Source organism: Mitsuaria sp. CC2 (assembly GCF_048957715.1).
In the GTDB taxonomy this organism is placed as follows: Bacteria; Pseudomonadota; Gammaproteobacteria; order Burkholderiales; family Burkholderiaceae_C; genus Roseateles.
This window is the reverse complement of record NZ_JARVXN010000001.1, coordinates 1-23,477: the sequence shown is the minus strand read 5'-3', so window position 1 is coordinate 23,477 and position 23,477 is coordinate 1. Positions and strand designations below refer to the sequence as shown.

Below are 23,477 nucleotides of genomic sequence, written 5' to 3'. Positions count from 1 at the left end.
GAGCGGGACCGTCGCGATCAACGGTCGACGTCTGGACACCTGGAGCGGGCGAAGGGAGTCGAACCCTCGTCATTGGCTTGGGAAGCCAAGGTAATAGCCGTTATACGACGCCCGCGGAGAAGGCAGATTATGACCCAGCCTTCGCCGGGTCCAGAGGGGCCGCTCAGCGGCCGCGTTGATCGATCAACTGGGCGAGCAGACGCTGGAGTTCCGCCTCGGCCAGCGGGTTCAGGCCCAGGAAACGGCAGCCGATGTGGACCTGCTCGCCGGCGAGGAACGACCGGAAACTGCGCCGGATGCGCACCTCCAGGTCGGCCACCAGCACGAGCTGATCACCCACCATCACCCGCGCCTGAGGCACCTTCTGGCCGAGGAACAGCCCGCGCCCTTCTTCCACCGAACCACGCAGGCCGAGGCCGCCCAACGACACGTCATCCACGTTCAAGCTGCGCGCACGGCCCAGCAGCATGAACTCGACGCGCACCGCCGGTCCGAGCGGCACGTCGCGGCGCGGTGTCGTGCGGCGCTCATCGCCGTCATCGCCGTCGGCGTCTTCCGCAGCCAGCGCGGCAGCCGCTTCGGCAGCGCTCTCCGCGTCGACCACGGCGGCAGCTTCGGCAGCGCCAGCGGCGGACGCTTCAACGACCGCAGTCGGCTTGGATCGAAAACGGAGACGGAACATGGGCAAGGTCGGAAAGCGCAGGCACCCGGGTTGTATGCGCTCCGGGTGAACGCCTTCATGTCTGGCCGACCGCGAAGCGTGATCTTTTTCACGCCGAAGAACATCCGCTTACAGCACCCATCCGCCGTCGATCGTCAGGCTCGCGCCGGTCATGTAGCCCGACTCGGGTCCGGCCAGGTAGGCGACCAGCGCGCCGATCTCGTGGGGCTGGCCCATGCGGCCCAGCTTCAGCTTGTCCTGGAGATGCTCGGCGAACGGCGCGGTCATGTCGGTGGCGATCGGCCTCGGCTGCACGTTGTTGATGGTGATGCGGCGCGGCGCGAGGTCCAGCGCCAGGTTCTGGACCATGGCCGCCACCGCCGCCTTCGTCATCGCGTAGACGCTGTTGCCCGCCATGCCGGTGCGGATCGCCGTGTTGCTGCCGATCGTGATGACGCGACCGCCGTCACGCAGGCTCGCCACGCCGGCCTGGATCGCGAGGTAGACCCCTCGCACGTTCACGTTCAGCAGGAGGTCGAGGTCCTCGATCGACAGGACGTCGATGGTCCCGTGGCGAAGCACGCCCGCGTTGACGACGACCGCGTCCAGCGGTCCCAGCCGCTCGACCGCTTCCGCCACCGCCGCGCGAATCGCGACGGGATCGGCGCTGTCGGCCTGGATCGCGAGACCGCGACGGCCGGCGGCCTCGACCGCGCCCAGCGTCGCCTGCGCCGCGTCAGGGCGCGAGACATAGGTCAAGGCCACGTCGAACCCCTCCTTCGCCAGCCGCTCCACGATGCCCGCGCCGATGCCGCGCGAGCCGCCGAAGACCAGCGCCACACGACGATGTCCTTGTTGATCCGGGTTCATGACTTCATCCTTCTTTTCTGGAACGTTCGTTCCATAATTGGTCAAAAAAAACAGGCTTACCTCAGAGCCTGCAGCGACAGCCGCGCCAACGCGCGCAATTCGGTGTCCGAAGCGCCGCCGCGCGCCGCCAGGCGCAGGCTGGCGATCTGGGAGAAGACAAACGCCACGGCGTGTTTCGCCTCGACCTCGACAGACATCTCGCCTCTGGACTGGGCATCCCGGATCCGTTCGAGCAGCGCCGCCTGCATCGCCCGACCGCCCGCTTCGCGGATCTCGACGAGCGTCGCACTGCCCTCGCTGTCCATGCCGAACTCCTGCACCGATCCCACGCCCAGGCACGGCAGGTGCGCCTCGTTCACGACCCGCTTGAGCAGCCGCTCGAGACCCTCCAGCGCGGTCCTGCCGCCCTTGAGCGTCTCGATGTGGCGGCTCGTCTCCTGCTCGGCATAACGCTGCAGCGCCGCACAGTACAGCGGCCATTTGCCGCCGTAGGTGCTGTACAGGCTCTGCTTGCCGATTCCCATCGAGGCGGTCAGCATCTCCGCGGAACTGGCCGCGTAGCCGTGCTCGCGGAACACCGCCACCGCGGCGTCCAGCGCTTCATCGGGATCGAACTGCTTCGGTCTTGCCATGCGGCGGACTGTAGCGATTCTTGAATGACCGTTCCAGAAATGAGGCTACTCAGTCCCAGGCCGGTGCGAAGTCCGGATCCGCCAGCCGTTCGCCACGATCGAGCGTGGCGATGCGCGTCATGTCCTCGTCGCTGAGGCGAAGCGTCGTGGCCGTCAGGTTGGCCGCCTGGTTCGACGGCTGGGTCGACGACGGGATCACCGCGAGACCTTGCTGCAGCAGCCACGCCAGGGCGACCTGCGCCGGCGTCGTGCCGTGGCGTGTCGCGATGTCGATCAGCACCGGCTCGGTCATGACCTTGCCGTAGGCCAGCGGCATGTAGGCGGTCAAGTGAAGATCTTGCGACTTCGCGAAGGCCACGACGCGGCGGTTCTGCAGGAACGGGTGGATCTCCACCTGGTTGGTCGCGAGCTCGCCGGCACCCACGAGCTCGATCGCTTCGCGCATTTGCGCGACGGTGAAGTTGGACAGGCCGATCGCCCGCGTCAGGCCCAGGCGCTTCGCCTCCATCAACGCATCGAGCGTCTCCTTCAACGGCACCGCGTTGCCGGGCGACGGCCAGTGGATCAGCGTCAGGTCGACCGCGTCCATGCGCAGCTTCGCGAGGCTCTCACGCAGGCTCGGGATCACCCGGTCTCCGGCCAGTTGCTCGGTCCAGATCTTGGTCGTGGTCGTGCGAGGTCGTGCGCGATCAATGGCCCACGGCGATCGGGGCGGCGCCGGCGGCGCGCGCCGGCAGGGGGAAGCGTCGGTCGAGGCGTCCCGCCAGCACGGTGAGCGCGAAGGCGCCGAGCACGACGATGGCGCCGATCCAGGGCGTGTGGATCAGCCCCAGGTGTTCGACGATCAGGCCGCCGCCCCAGGCGCCGCCGGCGATGCCCAGGTTGAACGCGGCGATGTTCAGGCCCGAGGCGACGTCGACGGCCTTGGGCGCATGCGCCTCCGCCTGCTGCACGACGTAGACCTGCAGGCCCGGCACGTTGCCGAAGGCGAAGGCGCCCCAGGCGAGCACGGTCAGCACGGCGGCGATCGGCGACTGGGCGGAGACGCTCAGCACGAACAGCACGGCGGCGAGTCCGAGGAAGATCAGCTTGAGCGCGCCGATCGGGCCGCGCTTGTCCGCGAGCTTGCCGCCCCAGACGTTGCCGACCGCGACCGAGATGCCGTACACCAGCAGCACGAGGCTGACGCCGTTGGCGGAGATGCCGCTGATCTGCTGGAGGATGGGCGCGAGATAGGTGAAGGCGATGAAGGAGCCGCCGTACCCGACGGCGGTCATCGCGTAGACCAGCAGCAGACGCGGCTGACGCAGCGGCTCCAGCTGATGCAGCAGGCTGGCCGGCGCGGGTTGGGCGAGCTTGCGCGGCACGAAGGCCAGGCTGGCGACGAAGGCGATCAGGCCGAGCGCGGCGACGACCAGGAAGGTCGCGCGCCAGCCGAAATGCTGGCCGATGAAGGTGCCCAGCGGCACGCCGGTGACCAGCGCGACCGTGAGTCCGGAGAACATCGTCGCGATGGCGCTGGCGGCCTTCTCACGCGGGACGAGGCTGGTCGCGATCGTCGAGCCGATCGAGAAGAACACGCCGTGCGCCAGGCCGGTGAGCACGCGCGCCAGGACGAGCGCGCCGTAGCCGGGGGCAAGCCATGCGAGCAGGTTGCCCGCGGTGAACAGCAGCATCAGCGCGAGCAGCAGCTGCTTGCGCGGCCAGCGGCCGGAGAGCGCGGTGAGGACGGGGGCGCCGATGGCGACACCCAGGGCGTACAGCGAGACCAGCAGGCCCGCGGACGGCAGGCTGACGCCGAGGTCGGCGGCCATGGTCGGGATCAGGCCCACGATGACGAATTCCGTGGTCCCGATGGCAAAGGCGCTGACGGTCAGCGCCCACAAGGCGATCGGCATGTTGAGGCTCCTGCGAAGCGAGGAAGGTGGAGGAATGGCCACCAGTGTTCCCGCTCTCGGTTTGCAGAAAAAGCCTCGATTGGCCAAAATATTCTTGCATCAAACGCAATGAAGGCAAGAGGCGCCATGAAAAGCTCCCTCGATGAACTCGCCGTCCTCGCCGCCATCGTCGACGCAGGATCGATCAGCGCAGCGGCGGAGCCTCTGGGGCAGACGGTCTCCGCCGTCAGCCGGTCGCTGAGCCGGCTCGAACACAAGCTCGGCACGACCTTGATGCGACGCTCCACCCGGCGACTCGAACTCACCGAGGAAGGTCAGTTCTTCCTCGCCCGGGCTCGCAGCGTGCTCGCCGCGGTGGAGGACGCCGAGGAACAACTCGCGCTGCGCCGCGACCAGCCCGCCGGACGGCTGCGCGTGAACGCGGCTTCGCCGTTCATGCTGCACGTGCTGGTGCCGTTGATCGGCGGTTTCCGCGAACGCTATCCGCAGATCGAGCTCGAACTCAACAGCAGCGACCAGATCATCGATCTGCTCGAGCAGCGCACCGACGTGGCGCTGCGCATCGGCACGCTCGCCGACTCGACGCTGCATGCGCGGCCGCTTGGCAGCTTCCGCCTGCGGGTGCTCGCGAGCCCCGCCTATCTCGCCGCGCACGGGCGACCGACGAAGGTCGAGGCACTCGCGAATCATTCGCTGCTCGGCTTCACCGCACCCGAGAGCCTCAACACCTGGCCCCTTCGCTGGTCCGGCGGCGAGGGCTATCCGATCGAGGCGGCGGTGAGCGCGTCCTCCGGCGAGACACTGCGGCAATTGGCCCTGGCCGACCAAGGCGTCGTGGCGCTGTCCGACTTCATGACCGCGCGGGACCGCGCGGACGGGACGCTGGTGCAGGTCCTCGCGACACACACCGTCGACACGCGGCAACCGGTACATGCGGTCTACTATCGCAACACCGCGCTGGCCTCGCGCATCACCTGCTTCCTCGACTACCTCGCCGTCGAGATGGCGACGCTCGCGGCCTGACCCGTCCAGGCCCTCCGAACCGCCCGCACTGCGCAGGCGCAGCCGGATGGCGTCTCGCGGCGATCACTTGTTCACGTCGCCCACGCACAGGTACTTCGTCTCGACGTATTCGTCGATGCCCTGGTGGCCGCCCTCGCGCCCCAGGCCGGACTGCTTCACGCCGCCGAACGGCACCTCCGCCGTCGAGATCAGGCCGGTGTTGATCCCGACCATGCCGTACTCCAGGCCCTCGGACACGCGCGTGATCCGGCCGATGTCGCGGGCGTAGAAGTAGCTCGCCAGGCCGAATTCCGTGGCGTTGGCCAGCGCGACGCCCTCGGCCTCCGTGCCGAAGCGGAACACCGGCGCCACCGGGCCGAAGGTCTCCTCGCGCGCGCACAGCATGTCGGCGGTCGCCTCCGACAGCACCGTCGGCTGGAAGAAGCGGTCGTGCAGCCGCGCGCCGCCGACCAGCACCTTCGCGCCCTTCTCCACCGCGTCGGCGACGTGGCGCTCGACCTTCTCGATCGCCGCATCCTCGATCAGCGGGCCCTGCGTCACGCCGGGCTCGAAGCCGTTGCCGACCTTCAGGCCGCCGACCTTCTCTGCCAGCCTGGCCACGAACGCGTCGTACACGCCGGCCTGCACGTACAGCCGGTTCGCGCACACGCAGGTCTGCCCGGCGTTGCGGTACTTGCTGGCGATGGCGCCCTCGACGGCGCTGTCGATGTCCGCGTCGTCGAAGACCAGGAACGGCGCATTGCCGCCCAGCTCCAGCGAGAGCTTCTTGATCGTCGGCGCGCATTGCGCCATCAGGATCCGGCCGACCTCCGTCGATCCGGTGAACGACAGGTGCCGCACCACGTCGCTCTCGCACAGTACCCTGCCGATGGCGATCGACTGTTCGCCGTCGCCGGTGATCACGTTCAGCACGCCCGCCGGCATGCCGGCGCGCTGCGCCAGCTCCGCCGCGGCCAGCGCGGTCAGCGGCGTCTGCTCCGCCGGCTTGATCACGACCGGGCAGCCGGCCGCCAGCGCCGGCGCCACCTTGCGCGTGATCATCGCCAGCGGGAAGTTCCACGGCGTGATGGCCGCGCACACGCCCACCGGCTGCTTGATCACCATGTAGCGCTTGGTCGCGTCGGTGCTGGGCACGATCTCGCCGCGCACGCGCTTGCCTTCCTCGGCGAACCACTCCACGAAGCTCGCGCCGTAGACGATCTCGCCGCGCGCCTCGGCCAGCGGCTTGCCTTGCTCCGCCGTCAGGATGCGCGCCAGATCGTCCGCGTGCTGGATCAGCAGGTGGTACCAGCGCATCAGGATCGAGGACCGCTCCTTGGCCGTCTTCGCCCGCCACGCTGGCCAGGCGGCATTCGCGGCCGTCACCGCCGCGTCGGCCTCGGACGCGCCCAGGTTCGCCACGTGCGTCAGCAGCACGCCGGTCGCCGGGTCGACCACGTCGAAACGGCTCGAGCCGCCCACCCACTCGCCGTTGATCAGCGCGTCGGTCTTCAGCAGGCTGGGGTCCTTGAGTTGCGCCAGCGGGGAGGTCTTGGGGTCGGGGGTCGCCATGTCGTTTCTCCGTGGAAGGCCGGCATCCTAGCGGCGGCGGCGTAACCGCCATGTCAACACCGTGTCAACGGCCCCGGCTCCTATAATCGAAAGCTTCGCGAAATCAGGTGCCGGACCCGCCATTCCACCGCCCACGGCGTCAGGAAGAGCGGCAAACCACGCACCCGTGAAGACACAAACTGATTCATGTCGCAGCCTGTGCTGCGCCACAGCGACCCGCCACACCCGACCCGCCAGGCCCATCAAGCAAAGGACAGGCATGAAAGCCGCAGAGATCCGCCACACCTTCCTGAAGTTCTTCGAGTCCAAGGGCCACCAGATCGTCGCGTCCAGCCCGGTCGTGCCCGGCGACGACCCGACGCTGCTGTTCACCAACGCGGGCATGAACCAGTTCAAGGACGTGTTCCTGGGCTTCGACAAGCGCGCCTACTCGCGCGCCACCACGGCGCAGAAGTGCATCCGCGCCGGCGGCAAGCACAACGACCTGGACAACGTCGGCTACACGGCACGCCACCACACCTTCTTCGAGATGCTGGGCAACTTCAGCTTCGGCGACTACTTCAAGAAGGACGCCATCGGCTTCGCCTGGGAACTGCTGACCGAGCACTTCAAGCTGCCGGCCGAGAAGCTGTGGGTGACGGTGTACTCCGAGGACGACGAGGCCTACGAGATCTGGAACAAGCAAGTCGGCGTGCCCGCCGAGCGCATCGTGCGCATCGGCGACAACAAGGGCGGCCGCTACATGTCCGACAACTTCTGGATGATGGGCGACACGGGTCCCTGCGGCCCCTGCACCGAGATCTTCTACGACCACGGCCCGGACGTGGCCGGCGGCCCTCCGGGCTCGGCCAATGAAGACGGCGACCGCTACATCGAGATCTGGAACAACGTCTTCATGCAGTTCAACCGGACTGAAGACGGCGTGATGCACAAGCTGCCCAAGCCCAGCGTCGACACCGGCATGGGTCTGGAGCGCCTGGCGGCCGTGCTGCAGCACGTGCATTCGAACTACGAGATCGACCTGTTCGTGAACCTGCTGGCCGCGGCCAAGCAGAGCGTCGACGCGGCCACGCCCGGCACCGGCGACTGCGACAAGGAATCGCCGTCGCTGAAGGTCATCGCCGACCACATCCGCGCCTGCTCGTTCACCGTCGTCGACGGCGTGATCCCGGGCAACGCCGGCCGTGGCTACGTGCTGCGCCGCATCGCGCGCCGCGCGATCCGCCACGGCTACAAGCTGGGCGCGCGCGCGCCCTTTTTCCACAAGCTCGTGGCCGCGCTGGCCAAGGAGATGGGCGAGGCCTATCCCGAGCTGCGCCGCGACGAGGCCCGCGTCACCGAGGTGCTGAAGCAGGAAGAGGAACGCTTCTTCAAGACCATCGCCACCGGCATGGAACTGCTGGAGTCGGCCCTGGCCGGCGGCGCGACGCAGATCGACGGCGACACCGCCTTCAAGCTGCACGACACCTACGGCTTCCCGGTCGACCTGACCGCCGACGTCTGCCGCGAGCGCGGCGTGACCGTCGACGAGGCCGAATTCAACCGCCTGCTGGAAGAGCAGAAGAACCGCGGCCGCCAGGCCGGCAAGTTCAAGATGGCGCAGGGCCTGGCCTACACCGGCGCCGCGACGACCTTCCACGGCTACGACCACCTCGCGCGCGAAGACGCCAAGGTCGTCGCGCTGTACGTCGACGGCAGCGCGGTGCAGAGCGCCGACGCGGGCGACGACGTCGTGGTCGTGCTCGACCACACGCCGTTCTACGCGGAAAGCGGCGGCCAGGTCGGCGACGCCGGCGAGCTGCGCAACGCGACGACCCGCCTGGTCGTCGACGACACGCTGAAGATCCAGGCCGACGTGTTCGGCCACCACGCGCAGGTCGTCGAAGGCATGGTCAAGGTCGGCGACGTCTTCGCCGCCAAGGTGGACGCCGAGCGCCGCGCCAAGACCATCCGCAACCACAGCGCGACCCACCTGATGCACAAGGCGCTGCGCGAAGTGCTGGGCGCGCACGTCCAGCAGAAGGGCTCGCTGGTCAACGCCGAGCGCACCCGGTTCGACTTCGCGCACACCGCGCCGATGACGGCCGAGGAGATCCGCAAGGTCGAGGCCATCGTCAACGCCGAGATCCTCGCCAACGCCGACACCCAGGCGGCCGTCATGGCGCTGGACGACGCGCAGAAGAGCGGCGCGATGATGCTGTTCGGCGAGAAGTACGGCGAGACCGTGCGCGTGCTGAGCATCGGCTCGTCCAAGGAACTCTGCGGCGGCACGCACGTGCGCCGCACCGGCGACATCGGCCTGTTCAAGATCGTCGCCGAGAGCGGCGTCGCGGCCGGCATCCGCCGCGTCGAGGCGGTCACCGGCGACAACGCCCTGCATTACCTGCAGTCGCTGGAATCGACCGTGCAGGCCGTCGCCGGCACCCTGAAGGCCGCCCCCGCCGAACTGGAACCGCGTGTCCACGCGGTGCTGGAACAGCTGCGCGCGCTGGAGAAGGAGCTCTCCGCCGCCAAGAGCAAGCTGGCCTCCGCGCAAGGCGACGAGCTGATGTCGCAGGCGGTGGACGTCAAGGGATTGAAGGTGCTGGCGGCGACGCTGGTCGGCGCCGATGCCAAGACGCTGCGCGAGACGATGGACAAGCTCAAGGACAAGCTCAAGACCGCCGCCATCGTGCTGGCCGCCGTGGACGGCGACAAGGTCCAGTTGGCCGCGGGCGTCACCCCGGACAGCATCGGCAAGGTGAAGGCCGGCGAGCTGGTCAACTTCGTCGCGCAGCAGGTCGGCGGCAAGGGCGGCGGCAAGCCGGACCTGGCCATGGCCGGCGGCACCGACGCCAAGGCCCTGCCCGCTGCGCTGGCAAGCGTGCAGGCCTGGGTCGGCGAACGCGTCTGACACATCACTCGAACAAACTCCGGACACCGGGCGGCGATCGAACCGTCCGCCCCGGAGTTCCGACGAACCACCTCTTCAAGGGCCCCGGTCGGGCCCTTGTCGTTTCAAGCCACTGGAGCAAACATGACTGACACCCCGATGGACGACGACTTCGGCGACGCGATCGACGTCGAGAACGCGCAGCGCCTCGGCGAGCTGCTGGCCGTGCTGGCCGGGCAGGCCGATCCGGATGCGCCGGCGATCACGCTGGACACGATGGACGGCTATCTCACCGCCTTGCGCGTCGGCCCCGCCGACGCCGCGCCGATCCAGGCGATGGACGCGCTGTTCGGCGAGGACTGGCCCGCCGGCCTCGACGAGCAGGACCTGACCGATGCGTTCATGGAAGCGCTGCACGTGCGCTGGAACGAGATCGGCGACAGTCTCGAGCCGCAGCCGCTGCTCGAAGCGCCCGAGCAGATGCACCTGACGCCCCTGATCTCCGAGTTCGACGAGGAGACCAAGGCCGAACTGGTGGCGCAAGGCTCGATCACGGCCGAGCTGCTGGAGCGCAGGCCCGCCCCCGGCGCGATGTGGGCGCAGGGCTTCCTGCAGGCGGTCGACGATTCGAACGCGTGGACGCTGCCCGCCGGCGACGGCGCCGACGACCTGCAGGCGATGCTCGAAGCAATCGAGGCCGTGACGCTGGCCGAGGACTCGACGCCGCGCGCCGACTACGTCCAGCGCGCCTACGAAGAGCCGGAAGGCATCGACCAGAACGCGCTGATCGACGACATGCTGTTCACGGTGCAGGACCTGCGGCTGTTCTGGATGCAGCAGCGCGTGCTGAAGGAAGCGATCTCCGGTCTGACCGCGGATCCGGACGCGACGCACTGATCCAGGGATCACTCCGATCGCCGGCGGACGCGAACCGCCTCGAACGAACGCCGGCCTCGCGCCGGCCTCGCGCCCGCGTTTCCCATTCAGAGCCGGCCCTTGCAGTTCGGCGCGCCGCAGCGGCAGCGCAGCCGGCCTTCGTGGTGGCTCTCGCCGTAGTCGGCGCAGATCTCCTCGCCCCGGTCGATGTCGCGGATCGCGTAGAACTCGGCCCGGCCCTGCCGGATGCGCAACACCGCGTTCGGCGCGCAGCTGTGGTTCACATGGCGCAGCGCGCAATCCGACTTCGTCGCATCGATCGCGGTCTTGTCCGTCACCTCGACCACGTGGATGCGGCGTCGACCCTCGATGCGACGACGGGCTTCGCGCACCGGCACGATCTCGCCGCGCATCTCGCCGATCTTGCGCCGCGCCGGAATCGATTCGGCGGCGAACACCCCGAGCCCGTCGATCGGGCTCTTGTCCACGGCCAGCGCGAAGCGCTCGGCGGGCTGCGGCTCGCCCTTCGGGCGCGCGTGCGCTCCAGCGGCGGGAGCCGCGGTGGCGAGGTCGGCGACGGCAGCGACGGAACTCAGTCGAGGCATGAAGCGGCGCGCGGCGTCGGCCGCGACGGAATGGGGAAACGCACATTGTCGCGCCGTTGCCACTGGTGTGGCGGACGGCGGGCTTGACGCCTTCAACGCGTCGCCAAGATACTGGTCCGCATGTCCCCCGCGATCCGTTCTTCCGGCCACGTCCAGATGTGCTGCATGCATCCGCTGCAGGCGCAACTGTGCGCATGCGGCCAGGGACGGCGTCGAACGCGGTAGACGCCCCCACGGATCCAGGACCCACGGTCCCGAAGCGATCCCGAATTCCCCCGACAAGGCCCGCGCAACCCGCGGGCCTTGTTCATTTCCGCCCTCGGTCCTTCCATCCCACCAGGAGACCCCCGATGCAGACCTCGACGAGACCGTCCCGCCTCCCCGACGAACGCGACCCCGGGCCACGCGCCGTGCGCATCGCCGACGGCCTCACGCTGCGCCGTCCTCGGCCCGAGGACGCTCGCGCACACGCCGAACTGATGGCGCATCCCGGCGTTCAGCCGTCGCTGCTGCAATTGCCCTACACCTCCGAACTGCTCTGGCAGGAACGCTTCTCGAAGGTGCCCGACACGAACAGCGGCGAACTGCAGCTGCTCGCCTTCGACGGCGAGCGGCTGGTAGGGTCCGCGGGCCTGCATCCGGTCGGACCTCAGGTGCGGCGCCGCCACGCCATGATGCTGGGCATCGGCGTGCATCCGGAGGCCCAGGGGCACGGCGTCGGCTCGGCCTTGATGGACGCGCTGATGCGTCAGGCGGACGACTGGCTCGGCGTGCTGCGCATCGAACTTACCGTGTTCGCCGACAACCCGCGCGCGATCCGGCTCTACGAGCGCTTCGGCTTCGAGCACGAGGGACGGCTGCGCGGGTACGCGTTGCGCGATGGTCGCTATGTCGATGCGCTCGCGATGGCACGGCTGCATCCGCGCCCGCCCGTGATCGAGCGGACCGCGGCCTGAGCCAGAAGTTCAATCGACGGTCAATGCGGGCGTCTGCGCCTCGACCACGCCGTTGACGAGGCGCCACAGGTCGTCACCGTCCAGCAGGGTCAGCATCTGCGGCCCCTGACCCTTGAGCAAGTGCACCTGGGCCTGCGCGGCCCAGCCCGGCCGTGTCGGGCTGGGCTGCAACTGCTCGGCGCCGGCGACGAAGACCTGCCCGAGCTGTTGCACGGCGAGCACCAGGCGCTGGCCGGCGCCGGTCTGGCAGACCATCAACGCGGCTTCATCACCGCACGGGCGGTGGAAGAGCAGTTGGCCCAGATCCAGCACCGGCAGCATGCGGCCTTCGAAGCCCAGCATGCCGCGCACGGCCGCCGGGGCCGTGGGCCAGGCCGTGATGCGCTGGCGCTCCAGCGCCGCGACGACCTGCATCGCGGGCAAGCCCAGCCACTGGTGATCGACGAGGAAACTGGCGACATCGACGGTCTTGGCGCCTGCCGGCGCGGTCGGCGTGAAGGCCGCGGGCATCGCGCCCGCGCCAGCCGACTCGCCTGCGGCCAGACGCTCGCCGAGCGGCAGCACCACGAGTGCCGCGAGGTCGTTTGCGTCGGGCGGCGTGAGGCGCCGGTATTCCCGGTAGCCCCCCGACATCGCCAGCCCGTAGGCATGGACGCGGCCGTCGAATTCGAGCTCGCCGGTCACGTGCTGGTCCGCCGGCAGGGCGGTCAGCGCGGGCAGCGGCAATGGCAGCCGATCGCCCGGCGACCAGCGCGCGTCGCTGCTGGCCACGACCTCACCCGCCCGCGTCACGAGCAAGGCCGCCGCGCCGGCATGATCCGGCAGCGCCGCGCGGAGCATCGCGCGGAACTGCGGCGCACCGTCGAACACGATCGCGATGCCGCCGGCCATCGCCGCACCGTCCGGATGCGGGACGCCTGCCGCGTAGACGAGACAGGGTGCGTGCCCGTCCTCGCCGTAGAGACCGCAGGGCGCGTGCGACGACACCACATATTGGCCGGCGTCGCGCAGTCCTAGCGCGCCCGAGACCCAGTCGCCTTGCAGCGAGCGTCCGACATGATGCGCCTGGCCCGGGTCCGACACGGCGACCACGCGCCCGGCGTTGTCGAAGACCAGCAGCAGCGAATAGACGGTGTAGAGCGCATGGATGCTCGCCAGGACCGATTCCGCCGAGGCGGCATCGCCGGCCGCGAGCGCGCCCTGCAGGCGCGCGTCGAGGGCCCACCAGCGGCAGTCGTTGGCGCGCTCGTACAGGTTGCGGTTGACGATGGAGATCGCCAGCTCCGCGCGGAAGCCGGCGCCGTCGAAGACCGCGTCCAGCGCGCCGTCCTCGAGCTGGGCGATCGCGCGTTCGAAGACCTGGCGCAGTTGATCGCCGGTACGTTCGACTTCATTGAGCAGCGTCACGGCGAAGGCATTGCCGCCTGGAGCCGCCGCGCCGCCCTCCCCGGTCCGGGCGCCCGGCTGGGCATGCGGTTGGGAGTGCGCGCGGCTCTTGAGCTTGCCGTTCCACAACGACCTCGACAACTCGCGCTGGATGCGGCGCGCCTCGACGGGAATGCTGCGCAGCTCGTCGTCGAACAGCTCGCGCGTGTCGAGGTCGCGGGCGCGATCGCCCTGGCGCTCCGGCGGCGCGTCCGCGAAGGCGTGCTGCAGCGGCTGCAGCATCTGCGCCCGCCAGCCCGGTCCGAAGTAGCCCTCGTAGCCGCTGGCCGCGCTCTCGCAGGCCAGGTAGTCGCGACCGGCGAAGTCCAGCCGCCATCCCTGCGCCTCACCAGCGTTCGCCAGCGGCGCGCCCAGCGGGATCTGCCAGGGATCTGACGTCAGCAGCACGCGGCCCTGCGCATCCTTGAGCACCAGCACCGATCGGGGCACGCCGGCGCACAACGCACGGAAGAGCCCCAGCATCTCGTCTTCGAGCTTGAAGGACAGGCACAGCAGCCCGCGTGCGCCGCCGGCAGTCCCGTCACCGCCCTCGCCGCTGGCCAGACCACTCACCGCCGCCGCGTAGATCAGACCGCCGCGGCCGCCGAGCAGACCGGTGGGGCCGTGCACTTCGACGAAGGCGCGTCCGGGTTCGAGAGCCTCCTGCAACCGCGGATCGTCGACGACCGCCGCGCAGCTCGACTCATCCAATGCCGCCAGCCGGCGACCATCGGCAGCCAGCAGCACGACCTGATCGTAGACCGAGTATTTGGCGACGTAGGCGGCAAACCGTTGGCGCAGGGCCTGGACGTCGCTGGCGTCGACCTCGCCGGCCGCATCCGCCTGGAGCAACGTGCGCAGCGGGCCGTCGCTGGCGAGGAAGCCGACGTCGGCGGTCCGCTCGAAGAGGTTGCGCACCAGGATGTCGATCGCGACCTGCGAGCGCCCTTGGAGGTGCCCGACCGCGTGCCGGAGCTGCCGGCGCGCCAGGCTGTCCAGCAGGCGGCCCGTCAGCGCCTCGAACGCGGTGCGGGTGTCGGCCATGTCGGTGGCCGCGCCGCTCATCTGTCCCAGCAGCGCGAGGCTGTCCCACGCGCCCTGCAGCCGCAGCAGCGGCTCGCGGTATTCCTCCAGCAACGGCATGGCAGCCAGCAACGGGGCCACTTCGGCGCTGAACGGCAGGCCTTTCCGATAGACCTTGTTCGAACCCTGCGTCATTTCTTTCCCTCCCAACGATCACACGCCCTCGTGAGGCGACGCGCGGCAGTGTGGCCCGCGTTGACGACGTTGTCAGGGGGAGAAACGCACGGTTTCCGAGACTAACTTCGTTGATCGCACGGCGATCAGGCATGAAGTGCCGCGCTGGTGCGGGGATGCCGCGATTTGGGGAGAAATCTGCCGCCAATGCGGCAGGTTGGTGCGCTCAGTCCATCGAGACGGCCGCGCCGTCCGCGCTGCGGCGCTGCGTCTGGGCGTGGACCTCGACGTCGGATGCACGGCTCTGGGGCTGGGTGCTCGCGTCGGTCCCGCGTTCCGGGGCCGCCGGTTGCGGCGCGGGCGGACGGCTCGGCTGGCGCTTGCCGGTGATCAGCAGGCGAGCCAGCTTGACCACCTCGCTGGCCTGCGCCGGCCCGGCCGGCAGCCAAAGTGCGGCGCCAAGCATGGCGACGCCCAGCACCTGCCAGAGGGGCTTGTGGGCGTTCAGCGCTTGTTGTTGTCGGCTCTGCATGGTCTCCCCGCGCGAATCTGCATCTTAGCGACGATGGGAGGAGTATCGAAAGTCAGCCCCTTGACCGCCAGGGGGTGGCGACGAACTGCGCCCTGGGGCGGTTGACTTGCGGAATGGCAGGACGGGAGTCGACGCCGGGCGCGGGCGCCTGCTTCATCCCGGCGCCGCGGACCTCGAAGCGCACCTGCTGGAGCACCCGCCCGCTGGCGTCGAGCAGTGCCAGTTCGTGGCGCCCGGGCATGGGCAGCCAATCCATCGTCGCCCCGCGGCCGATGACGCGACCGTCGAGGCGCCAGGCCGCCACACCGCGATCGAGCCGGCCCTCATGCGTGAAACGGAGTCGCTGCGCGTTCGGTGGGATGTCGGGATCCAGCGCATAGATCGCGCCGTCGACCGGATTGCGGAGCGCGACGGACGTGCCCGCCGCGCGGATGACCGCCTGCTCGGTCCCTGTCACGAACCATTCAAGGCGCGACGGCTCCTGTCCGGGTTCGAAACGCGTGTGCTGCGCGACGACGCCAGCCGGTGGACGGATCGCCGGCGGAACGCCGCTCGCATGCAGCGCGAGCATGACCTCGCGCCAGACCGGGGCGGCGCCGCTCACGCCCGACACCTGGTGCATGGCCTCGCCGCTGGAATTGCCGACCCAGACGCCGACCGTGTACAGGCTGCTCCAGCCGATGCACCAGTTGTCGCGCATGTCCTTGCTCGTGCCCGTCTTCACCGAGGCCGGGAAAGGCAGCGCCAACGCGCTCGACAGTCCGAACGTCAGCGCGCGCGCGGTGTTGTCGGCCAGGATGTCGCCGACGATGAAACTGGCCTTCGGATCCGCCACCTGCCGCAATTCCGCGTGCCGTGGCCCCGCGTCGCGACTCGGATCGCTTCGCGGTGCCAAGGCGGCGGCGTACCTCCCGCCGTTGGCGAATGCGCGATACGCATTGGTCAGCGCCAGCAAGGTGACGTCGGCGCTGCCGAGGGCCAGCGACGGCCCGTAGAAGCCGCCCGTCTCGGGCAGTTGCAGGCCCAGGGCATTGAGCCGCTCGAAGACCGCCTCCGGCGTGAGCATCAGCGACAGCCGCACCGCCGGGATGTTGAGACTGTTGCCGAGCGACGCCCGGGCGCTGATCCAGCCACGGTACTGCTTGTCATAGTTCTGCGGGAGATACAGCCCCGCCGCGGTCGCCACCTGCGCAGGCGAATCGTCCAGCAGGCTGGCCGCGGTGATCAGGCGGCGCTCGATCGCCAGCTCGTACAGGAACGGCTTCAGCGTGGAACCCGGCTGTCGACGGGCGAGCACGTGATCCACCTGGGCCGCTTCCGACAGCTGGCTGCCGCTCGATCCGACCCACACGCGCGCTTCGCCGCTCGCGTTGTCGAGCACGAGCACCGCGCCGTCCTCGACCTGCCGGCCGGACAGCTCCGCCAGATGCCGCCGCAGCGCCTGGACCGCGACGCGTTGCCACGTCGCGTCGAGCGTGCTGCGCTGAGCCGCCGGACCGTCCGCGCGAAGCGCGAGACGCGCGTAGTGTGGCGCCCATTGCGGCGCATCGCCGATCGACAGGGGCTTGCGCCGCAACACGGCCCCGACCTCGTCGACCAGCCCCTCGCAGGTCTGCCCCATCGTCCGCAAGACGCCGCAGGCGCGTGTCGAGAGGGTCTCGGCGGACGCGTTGGGGCCGCGCAGCATCGCGGCGAGCAGCGCCGACTCGCGGACATCCAACCCGCTCGGCCGTTTGCCGAAGAGCGCCTGCGCCGCAGCGGGCACGCCGACGAGTTCGCCGCGCAGCGGCACGCGGTTCAGGTAAGCCTCCAGGATCTGCGCCTTGGTCCACCGCTTCTCCAGTCGCCCCGCCACCCAGGCCTGCCCGAGCTTCTGCGCCACGCTGCGACCGCCGCGCCGGGCCAGGTCCTGATCAAGCAGGCCGGCCAACTGCATCGTCACCGTCGATGCGCCGCGTGTGCGCGTGTTCCACAGATTGGCCCAGGCGCTCGCGGCGACCGCCGACCAGTCGACGCCGCTGTGCTCGTAGAAATGCTGATCTTCCGACAGCAGCATCGCCCGCAGCAGCGCGGGAGACATTCGGTCCAGCGTCACCCACGAGAGCACACGCCGGTTGGGATCCACGCGCAAGGTCTGCAGCGGCTCGCCTCGGCGGTCGAGCAGTTGGAGGTCCGACAACGGATGCGATGCGCGTGTCTGCGCGAACGAGGGCAGTTCATCGGCCCAAGCCGGCACCGCAAGGCCACCACTCATGACGAGCATCAAGACCAGCCCCCACCCCCATTGCGCGAAGGCATGCCGTTGCGCCGACCTTGCCAAGGTCAAGGCTGGACCTCCAGGATCGCATTCGGCACCTCGCCGAAACGATCCGGCGAATACATCGCCTCGGCGCGCGTCGTCGGCATCTGGAAACGCCCCGCGTTGTTCAGCCGGACCGTGTATTCGAGGACATGCTTGCCGCGCGGCAGGTAGTCGAAGTAGGCGCGCCACGCGGAGAAGCTGCGCTCGATGAAGCTGGGCCAGGCCTGCCCCTCGGCGCGCTCGCCCTGGGTATCGATCGTGCCCTCGACGATCGCGGCGCCAGTGGGCAACGGGTCGCTGAGCACTACCCAGCTCATGTCGGCGGCGGCGTCGATCTCGACCCGCACCCGCATCACGTCGCCCCGCGACCAGCGCGGCGCGGACTTCTGCGACACGGCGGTGATCGTCCGCTTGATCGCGTAGCCCGACGTGAGCGACGCTCTCAACGGGACGGCGGACGAGGCTTGCACGGTCGCCCAGGGGCGGCCTTCGCCTGTCTGAGTCACCGTCAAGGTGCCATTGCCGGCGGCGGGCCACGGCAGGCGCAATTCGCCGCCGTCCGGCTTGGCCGCCCAATCCAGCACCACGCCCGCGCCGGCCAGCCTGGCCTCGGTCTTCCCCTTCACCGGCTGGGATTCGAAGCGCGCCGAGAACTTCTCGAGCGCCAGCGCGCCCCACAGGTTCGCCGTCGTATTGAACCAGGCGCCTCGCTCCTGGCGGGCGAGTGCGCCGACGACCAGGCGAGGGAGGTCCTCCTTCCATCCGGCATCGTCGACCAAGGCCAGGATCGCTCGCGCCGCCGTCGCATCGCCGCTCCCCATCAGCCACCACCAGGCGTCGGACTCCTCATTGACGAAGCGCAGGGTGGTGCCTGCGAAGCTCAAGCGGCTGCGCAACTGGTTCTGGGCCGCAGCGATCTGCGCGGCACGGTCCGGCGCATCGGTCATGCGCTGGTGCAGCACCAGCCAGTCGATGACGACGGAGGTCGGCCAACTGGTGAGGTTGCGACCGTCGACGGTCCCCAGCTGCCGTGACGTCGCCTTGCCGTACCGGGCCAGCGCAGCCAGCGCGGCGATCCGTCGAGGCTGATCGTCGGGGCGTGGCGACCAATGGCGACGCTCCAGCCGTCCTTCGACGAAGGCGGCCAGACCGTCAAGTGCCTTGCCCAGTTGCGCCGCCGGCAACATGCGGCCAGCTTCCTGCGCCACCGACAGCAGGTGCGCCGTCAGGACGTCGCTGCCTTGGGTCAAATGATTCGAGAGCGGGAAATACGCAAACAGTCCGTCCGCATCCTGATACGTAGACAGCTGCCCCATCAGCCCCTCCCACGCCGTGCTGTCGTGCAGCGCGATGAACTTCGAACTCTGCTGCTCGAGGCAGGTATACGGATACTGCTCGAAGTAGCGGCGAATGCCTGGCAACGCCGTCGACAGTTTTGGCTGCAACCCGATATGGAGGCCGCCCCGCTTGACGCCCTGCGCGGGCACGGCGTCGCCGGGCACGGCGACCGGGATGCTGACCGGCACGTCGAGTTGCCGCAGCGTCGCCTGCAGCACCCGCACCGGCACCGCCGGCTGCACCGCCTGCGTGGTCCGCATCGCATCTTTCGCGCTGCCACCCTGCTCCTGAGCCTGAGCTTCCCAGACGATGCGCTGGGCGCCTTCCGGGACGACGACATCCCACGTCAACTCCTGGGCCTGACCAGCGGCCAACTTCAGCGTTTTCGCATCGGCCGGGACACCCTGTTCACCGATCTCCAGTGACGCCTTGCCCGTCAACGACACCCGCAGGTCCATGGCACGGTTGGTGGCGTTGCGCAGCGTGACCATGGCCTGCACGCGATCGCCTTCGCGGACGAGCGGGGGCAGGCCGGACATCAGCTGCAGATCCTGGTTCACGTTGATGCTGCCCTCGCCCGTGCCGAAACGCTGCCCCGGCGCGTCGGCCACCGCGACCAGCCGGAAGCGCGTGAGCGAATCATTCAGCGGCACTCGCACCAGTGCCTCGCCTTTCGCGTCGACCGTCACCAGCGGTTGCCAGGTCAGCAGGGTGTCGAACAGCTCACGCGTCGCAAAACCGCCCCCGCCCCCGGCGGCCACGGCTTTGCGCCCGTAATGTCGTCGGCCGATGATTTCGCTGTGCCCGGTCGCCGTCGTCACGCCCCACGGTCGGGACTGGATCATGCCGTCGAGCAACTTCCAGCTGGGGTTGGGCGCGAGCGCCAGCAGGCCCTCGTCCACTGCGGCGAAGGCGATCTGCGCATCCGGCACCGGCTTGCCGTCCTGCGTGACCCTAAGTTTCACTTGAGCGCTTTGTCGAACGCCGTATTGCGCCTGCTGGGGCATGACTTCCACCTGCAAGCGGTGCCTCGCCTGTCCGATCTCGATGGCCGCCATGCCCAGCTTGAAGGACGGCTTCGACAGATCCACCATGGCGGTCGGCGCCTGATAGTCGCCTGACGCCCGCCACTCCCGCCACCAATTTGCCGGTTCGCGCCAACCCCATGAGAAGAACGAGTACCAGGGCACGTCGCGCAGGCGACCTCGCAGCACCATCACGCTGACGAAGGCGTTCGGCGTCCAGTCGCGGTCGATCTTCAACTCCAGCCACGGATCCCGCCCCGAGAGACGCCGGACCTCGCTGTACAACACGCCTTCCCGCTCGACGGTGACCAGTGCGGTCGCGTCGCGATAGGGCATGCGTACCTGGAACCTCGCGATCTCACCCGGCTCATAACGTCGGCGCTCCGGGATCACATCGATGCGATCGTCGTTGTCCTGCGCAAACCAGGACTCACCGGCCCTGGTCACCCACAGCGACCGGGCAGCCCGCGCGGTACGACCGCCGTCGTCCTTGGCCGAACCGATGAGTTCAATCTGTCCGCCCTGGTTCAGCTTCACCTCGCAACGCATGAGCCCGAGTGCGTCGGTGGTCCCGCTGCAAAGTTCACCCAGGTCCTTCAGGTTCCGCTGATGCTCGTAGGCATAGAAGCCTCCCACCAGCCGCTTGCGGGTACTGAGCGTCTGGATCTGGCGCGCGCCCACCCCGATCTTTTGATTGGCCACCGGCTTGCCCTGGACGTCCAGCGCGACCGCCTGAACCGACAGGGACTGGCCATTGGCCACCCAGGAAGCTGCGCGCAGGCCGATCACGACACCGGCGGGCCAGACCACCTGCGAGGCGGCGCGCGTATACGTCTGCCCGTCGGGATCGCGGTAGTTCAATTCGACGCGCAATTCTGCCGGTCGGTCGACATCGCCCTTCAAGGGCACCTTGAACGTAACGGCTCCCTTGCCGTCGGTCTGCAAGGCCAGCTTGTCCAACATCAAGCGAGCCATGCCAGGCGCATTGCCCGCAGACTCGCCGTCACCCTCGTCCATCTCCCCATCCGCTCCTGTGTCAGTCGGCCCATCGCGCGACGGCGGCTCGAAGGCAAAATCGTCGAATCCAGGGAAAGTGGTCACTCGCGGTTGCAGCATCGCGTTGACCACCACCGGCGACTTCGCCATCGGACCGCCCGCCATGTAGTTCAACTGTGCGGACCAGGACAGTTCCTGCACGCCCGGGGAATTCAGCTTCGGAGGAAGCAGGCGGACGTCGACCAGCGGCACCCTGAACTCTTCGACGCGTACGCACGCTCCATGACGAAACGGTAGCGCCCGAGCTTGGCTCCCGCCGGCACCTTCCAGGTACTCAAGGAATAGCGGCCACCCTGCCACGTCAAGTCCAGCGTCGCGACTTCCTCGCCGGTCCCTTCGAACACGACACGCGCTTTGTCCGGCAACTGGTCCGGTGCCGCATCCACCAACCCCTGGACAGTCTCCAGACGGAAGAAGTGCTTCATCGACAGGGTTTCGCCGGCGCGAAGCAACGGTCGATCGGTGATGGTATGAGCACGGGCCGCGCGCTCGGCGCCCCACGCGACCGGCACGTTGAAACGCCAAGGCTCGATGCCGCGGCTCCAGCCGCTGAACATGAACGACTGGTCCAATGCTTTTCCAGGCTGTGCGAGCCGAGCCGTGATGAAAAGACCCGACTCGGCGATGCACTCCCCGGTGCCGCTCTCACGGTCCAGATTGGGTCGATCGATGCGCGCCAAGCCGCGCGCGTCGGTCCTCCCGTTCCACAGCGACTTGCCGCGGCAGTCGTAGACCGCGATCTGGGCGCCCTCGACGGGCTGCCCCTTGTCGAGCGAGGTCACCCATACCAGGCTGTCGTCCTTTCCCAACTTGAAATGCAGCCCGAGATTGGTGACCAGCGCACCTGTCCGCACAAACATCGGCTGGCTCGGATCGAGCAGCGACTGCCCCAGGCGCGGTGACTTCAGTTCGAGCACGTGGTACCCGGGCTGCGCCAGCGGTACTCCGATCACGTCGATGACCTTCTCCGGATTCGCCGGCGGCACCGTCATGGACTGAGCGTCCGCAGCATTCTTCAGCCACTCAGCCTTGCGGTCCTCCCATTCGTTCTGCCGGTAGAGACGCCCGTACCATCGCAATATTTCGGCATCCTCCGTCAACCTCATGATTCGCAGATGCCCGCTCGCCCGAGGTTGCAGATCCGATTGCACGTGGCGCAGGCTCAAAGGAATCAGACTGGGGCCCCCCGCCTCCCACTCGACAATGCCGAAAGGAGCTGCCGCGAACTTCGCCAGCGGGGGCGACTCGGAGGTGCGGACCTTCATCGGAAAGCTGGCCGCATTGGACAGCGGTCGACCGCTCTCGTCCTTGATCCCGTTCGGCAACTCAAGCAAATAATCTTGCTGCTCAGCCAACGGCGTTGGGAAACGCACCGTCGACAGCCAATCGGCGGATTGAACTTCCTGGTCCGACGTCGCCAGCGGCGCCACGCTGCCGCCATGCGGCCCCTTCAAGCGCACCGCCAATGCCAGTTCGCGTGAAATCGGCTCGGAGAAGTTCACGGAGATCGGCCGAATGGAAAGGCATGGCGCATTCGCCCGCTCCCTCTCGCAAGACAGCTCCGCAGTCAATGGCGCTCGAACGGTGAAGTGGAATCGCCGGTCTCCTCGCGTGCGCACAGATTCGTTGGCGGCAGCCGCAATCCCAGCGCCCCAGACCAAAGTAGCCTCAGAGCGAGCTGGCAAAGGCCGAGCACAGCCAACCAGAATCCAACTCTGTCGCTTCGCTCCCTCGATCTTCAACCCACGTAGCAATGCATCTCGTTCGGAGACGCCGCGAAGTTCAACGGGAATCCGCTCACCAAGCATCTTCGATTCACACCACATGTGAGGCGCAATCGTCTCGGACTTGGCATCGCCGGAGAGCTGCAAAAGAAAGCGCTGGTTCTCCTCGATCCGGCTTCCCTCCCACGGGCTGACACGCCGTATCGTCGGTGCGCTCAACTGGAAGGAAAACTCCCGCGTACCGAGCCACCCTCCGGCGGCTCCCGGGGCGGTCGGCTGGAAAACGTTGCTCGCGGCAACCGTGCACTTTGCCCCGGACGGCAAGGGGCCCGAGAAGTCGTAAACCCACTCTCGATCACTCGTCCAACGTCCCTTGCCGTGTAGCCCAACGCTGCCGCAATCCAGCACCACAGGATCAGGAAGGCGGGGATCTCCAAAGCGAGAAGTGGGTCCCTTGAAGCGAACAACGACGTTCTGAACCTGGTCGACCTCTCCTCGCGGAGAGACCGTTGCGATCTCTACCGCGTGTGCCACTGGACACCAAAACAGCGCAGCAAGTGCCGCACGGATCGAAAAGGAAGAAAACCCCGCCCCATTCCAGAACCGCTGCATACGCTTCCCGTCCCGAACAAATGACCAAGGCAGTCTATTCGCAGCTACGCAAAAAATCAGTCCCACAAAAGGGGTGAGTTCCTCCCATCAGACGCGAGAGTGATTAGTTCAATCAGTTATTAACAACTCTTCGGCATCCGCAAGTCCAAGTGCCAAACCCATCTCGAAACCGATTGGATTTCAATTCGCCAAAGCGAATCAGAAAAGACAAAACCCCTCGATCATTGCTGATCGAGGGGTTTGGCGGTGTATTAGCCTGACGATGACCTACTTTCACACGGGAATCCGCACTATCATCGGCGCTGAGTCGTTTCACGGTCCT

At 68.3% G+C, this 23,477-nt stretch carries 15 protein-coding genes, 1 tRNA gene and 1 pseudogene; 4 read left to right on the top strand and 13 right to left on the bottom strand.

Going from position 1 to position 23,477, the window contains the following annotated elements; translation table 11 throughout:
- Nucleotides 1-40: 40 nt before the first annotated feature.
- From PV762_RS00085 to PV762_RS00060, 6 genes and pseudogenes are all read right to left on the bottom strand, one after another.
- A tRNA-Gly gene (locus PV762_RS00085) sits at nt 41-115 on the bottom strand.
- Nucleotides 116-163: 48 nt separating this feature from the next.
- The gene (locus tag PV762_RS00080) at nt 164-682 is read right to left on the bottom strand and encodes a hypothetical protein (RefSeq protein ID WP_421032994.1); all 519 of its coding nucleotides are present in this window, start codon (nt 680-682) and stop codon (nt 164-166) included.
- A 108-nt stretch (nt 683-790) separates the two neighbouring features.
- On the bottom strand, nt 791-1,531 hold the full coding sequence (locus PV762_RS00075) for an SDR family oxidoreductase (RefSeq protein ID WP_421032993.1): 741 nt from the start codon (nt 1,529-1,531) through the stop codon (nt 791-793).
- Nucleotides 1,532-1,587: 56 nt separating this feature from the next.
- A complete protein-coding gene (locus PV762_RS00070) occupies nt 1,588-2,163 on the bottom strand; it encodes a TetR/AcrR family transcriptional regulator (RefSeq protein WP_421032992.1) in 576 nt (191 codons plus the stop codon).
- Nucleotides 2,164-2,212: 49 nt separating this feature from the next.
- Nucleotides 2,213-2,830, bottom strand: a pseudogene (locus PV762_RS00065) (aldo/keto reductase); the annotation flags it as partial.
- Between the two features lie 22 nt (nt 2,831-2,852).
- The gene (locus tag PV762_RS00060) at nt 2,853-4,061 is read right to left on the bottom strand and encodes an MFS transporter (RefSeq protein ID WP_421032991.1); all 1,209 of its coding nucleotides are present in this window, start codon (nt 4,059-4,061) and stop codon (nt 2,853-2,855) included.
- 126 nt (nt 4,062-4,187) lie between these two features.
- Here PV762_RS00060 and PV762_RS00055 point away from each other — a divergent pair, with 126 nt between their 5' ends.
- A complete protein-coding gene (locus PV762_RS00055) occupies nt 4,188-5,084 on the top strand; it encodes a LysR substrate-binding domain-containing protein (RefSeq protein WP_421032990.1) in 897 nt (298 codons plus the stop codon).
- 63 nt (nt 5,085-5,147) lie between these two features.
- On the opposite strand, the gene PV762_RS00050 is transcribed toward PV762_RS00055, so the two are convergent.
- On the bottom strand, nt 5,148-6,635 hold the full coding sequence (locus tag PV762_RS00050; RefSeq protein WP_421032989.1) for an NAD-dependent succinate-semialdehyde dehydrogenase: 1,488 nt from the start codon (nt 6,633-6,635) through the stop codon (nt 5,148-5,150).
- Nucleotides 6,636-6,894: 259 nt separating this feature from the next.
- Between PV762_RS00050 and alaS the strand changes: the two genes are divergently transcribed.
- Both alaS and PV762_RS00040 read left to right on the top strand, forming a co-directional pair.
- Nucleotides 6,895-9,528: an alanine--tRNA ligase gene (alaS, locus tag PV762_RS00045; protein WP_421032988.1), complete on the top strand. Its 2,634-nt coding sequence runs from the start codon at nt 6,895-6,897 to the stop codon at nt 9,526-9,528.
- 123 nt (nt 9,529-9,651) lie between these two features.
- Nucleotides 9,652-10,404 carry a UPF0149 family protein gene (locus PV762_RS00040; protein ID WP_421032987.1) on the top strand — a complete coding sequence of 251 codons (753 nt, stop codon included), beginning with the start codon at nt 9,652-9,654 and terminating at the stop codon, nt 10,402-10,404.
- 86 nt (nt 10,405-10,490) lie between these two features.
- Here PV762_RS00040 and PV762_RS00035 read toward each other — a convergent pair whose 3' ends face one another.
- Entirely contained in the window at nt 10,491-10,988 is a 498-nt protein-coding gene (locus tag PV762_RS00035) for an SET domain-containing protein (RefSeq protein WP_421032986.1), read from the bottom strand.
- A 350-nt stretch (nt 10,989-11,338) separates the two neighbouring features.
- Here PV762_RS00035 and PV762_RS00030 point away from each other — a divergent pair, with 350 nt between their 5' ends.
- Nucleotides 11,339-11,944 (top strand): GNAT family N-acetyltransferase, encoded by a 606-nt coding sequence (locus PV762_RS00030; protein ID WP_421032985.1) that lies wholly within the window; start codon nt 11,339-11,341, stop codon nt 11,942-11,944.
- 9 nt (nt 11,945-11,953) lie between these two features.
- Here PV762_RS00030 and PV762_RS00025 read toward each other — a convergent pair whose 3' ends face one another.
- From PV762_RS00025 to PV762_RS00005, 5 genes are all read right to left on the bottom strand, one after another.
- On the bottom strand, nt 11,954-14,587 hold the full coding sequence (locus PV762_RS00025; RefSeq protein WP_421032984.1) for a chemotaxis protein CheW: 2,634 nt from the start codon (nt 14,585-14,587) through the stop codon (nt 11,954-11,956).
- Between the two features lie 205 nt (nt 14,588-14,792).
- Entirely contained in the window at nt 14,793-15,098 is a 306-nt protein-coding gene (locus tag PV762_RS00020; RefSeq protein ID WP_421032983.1) for a hypothetical protein, read from the bottom strand.
- 52 nt (nt 15,099-15,150) lie between these two features.
- Nucleotides 15,151-17,352 carry a penicillin-binding protein 1C gene (pbpC, locus tag PV762_RS00015; protein WP_421032982.1) on the bottom strand — a complete coding sequence of 734 codons (2,202 nt, stop codon included), beginning with the start codon at nt 17,350-17,352 and terminating at the stop codon, nt 15,151-15,153.
- Between the two features lie 68 nt (nt 17,353-17,420).
- The gene (locus PV762_RS00010; RefSeq protein WP_421032981.1) at nt 17,421-20,909 is read right to left on the bottom strand and encodes an alpha-2-macroglobulin family protein; all 3,489 of its coding nucleotides are present in this window, start codon (nt 20,907-20,909) and stop codon (nt 17,421-17,423) included.
- A gap of 62 nt (nt 20,910-20,971) precedes the next feature.
- Nucleotides 20,972-22,762 carry an MG2 domain-containing protein gene (locus PV762_RS00005; RefSeq protein WP_421032980.1) on the bottom strand — a complete coding sequence of 597 codons (1,791 nt, stop codon included), beginning with the start codon at nt 22,760-22,762 and terminating at the stop codon, nt 20,972-20,974.
- Nucleotides 22,763-23,477: the final 715 nt, after the last annotated feature.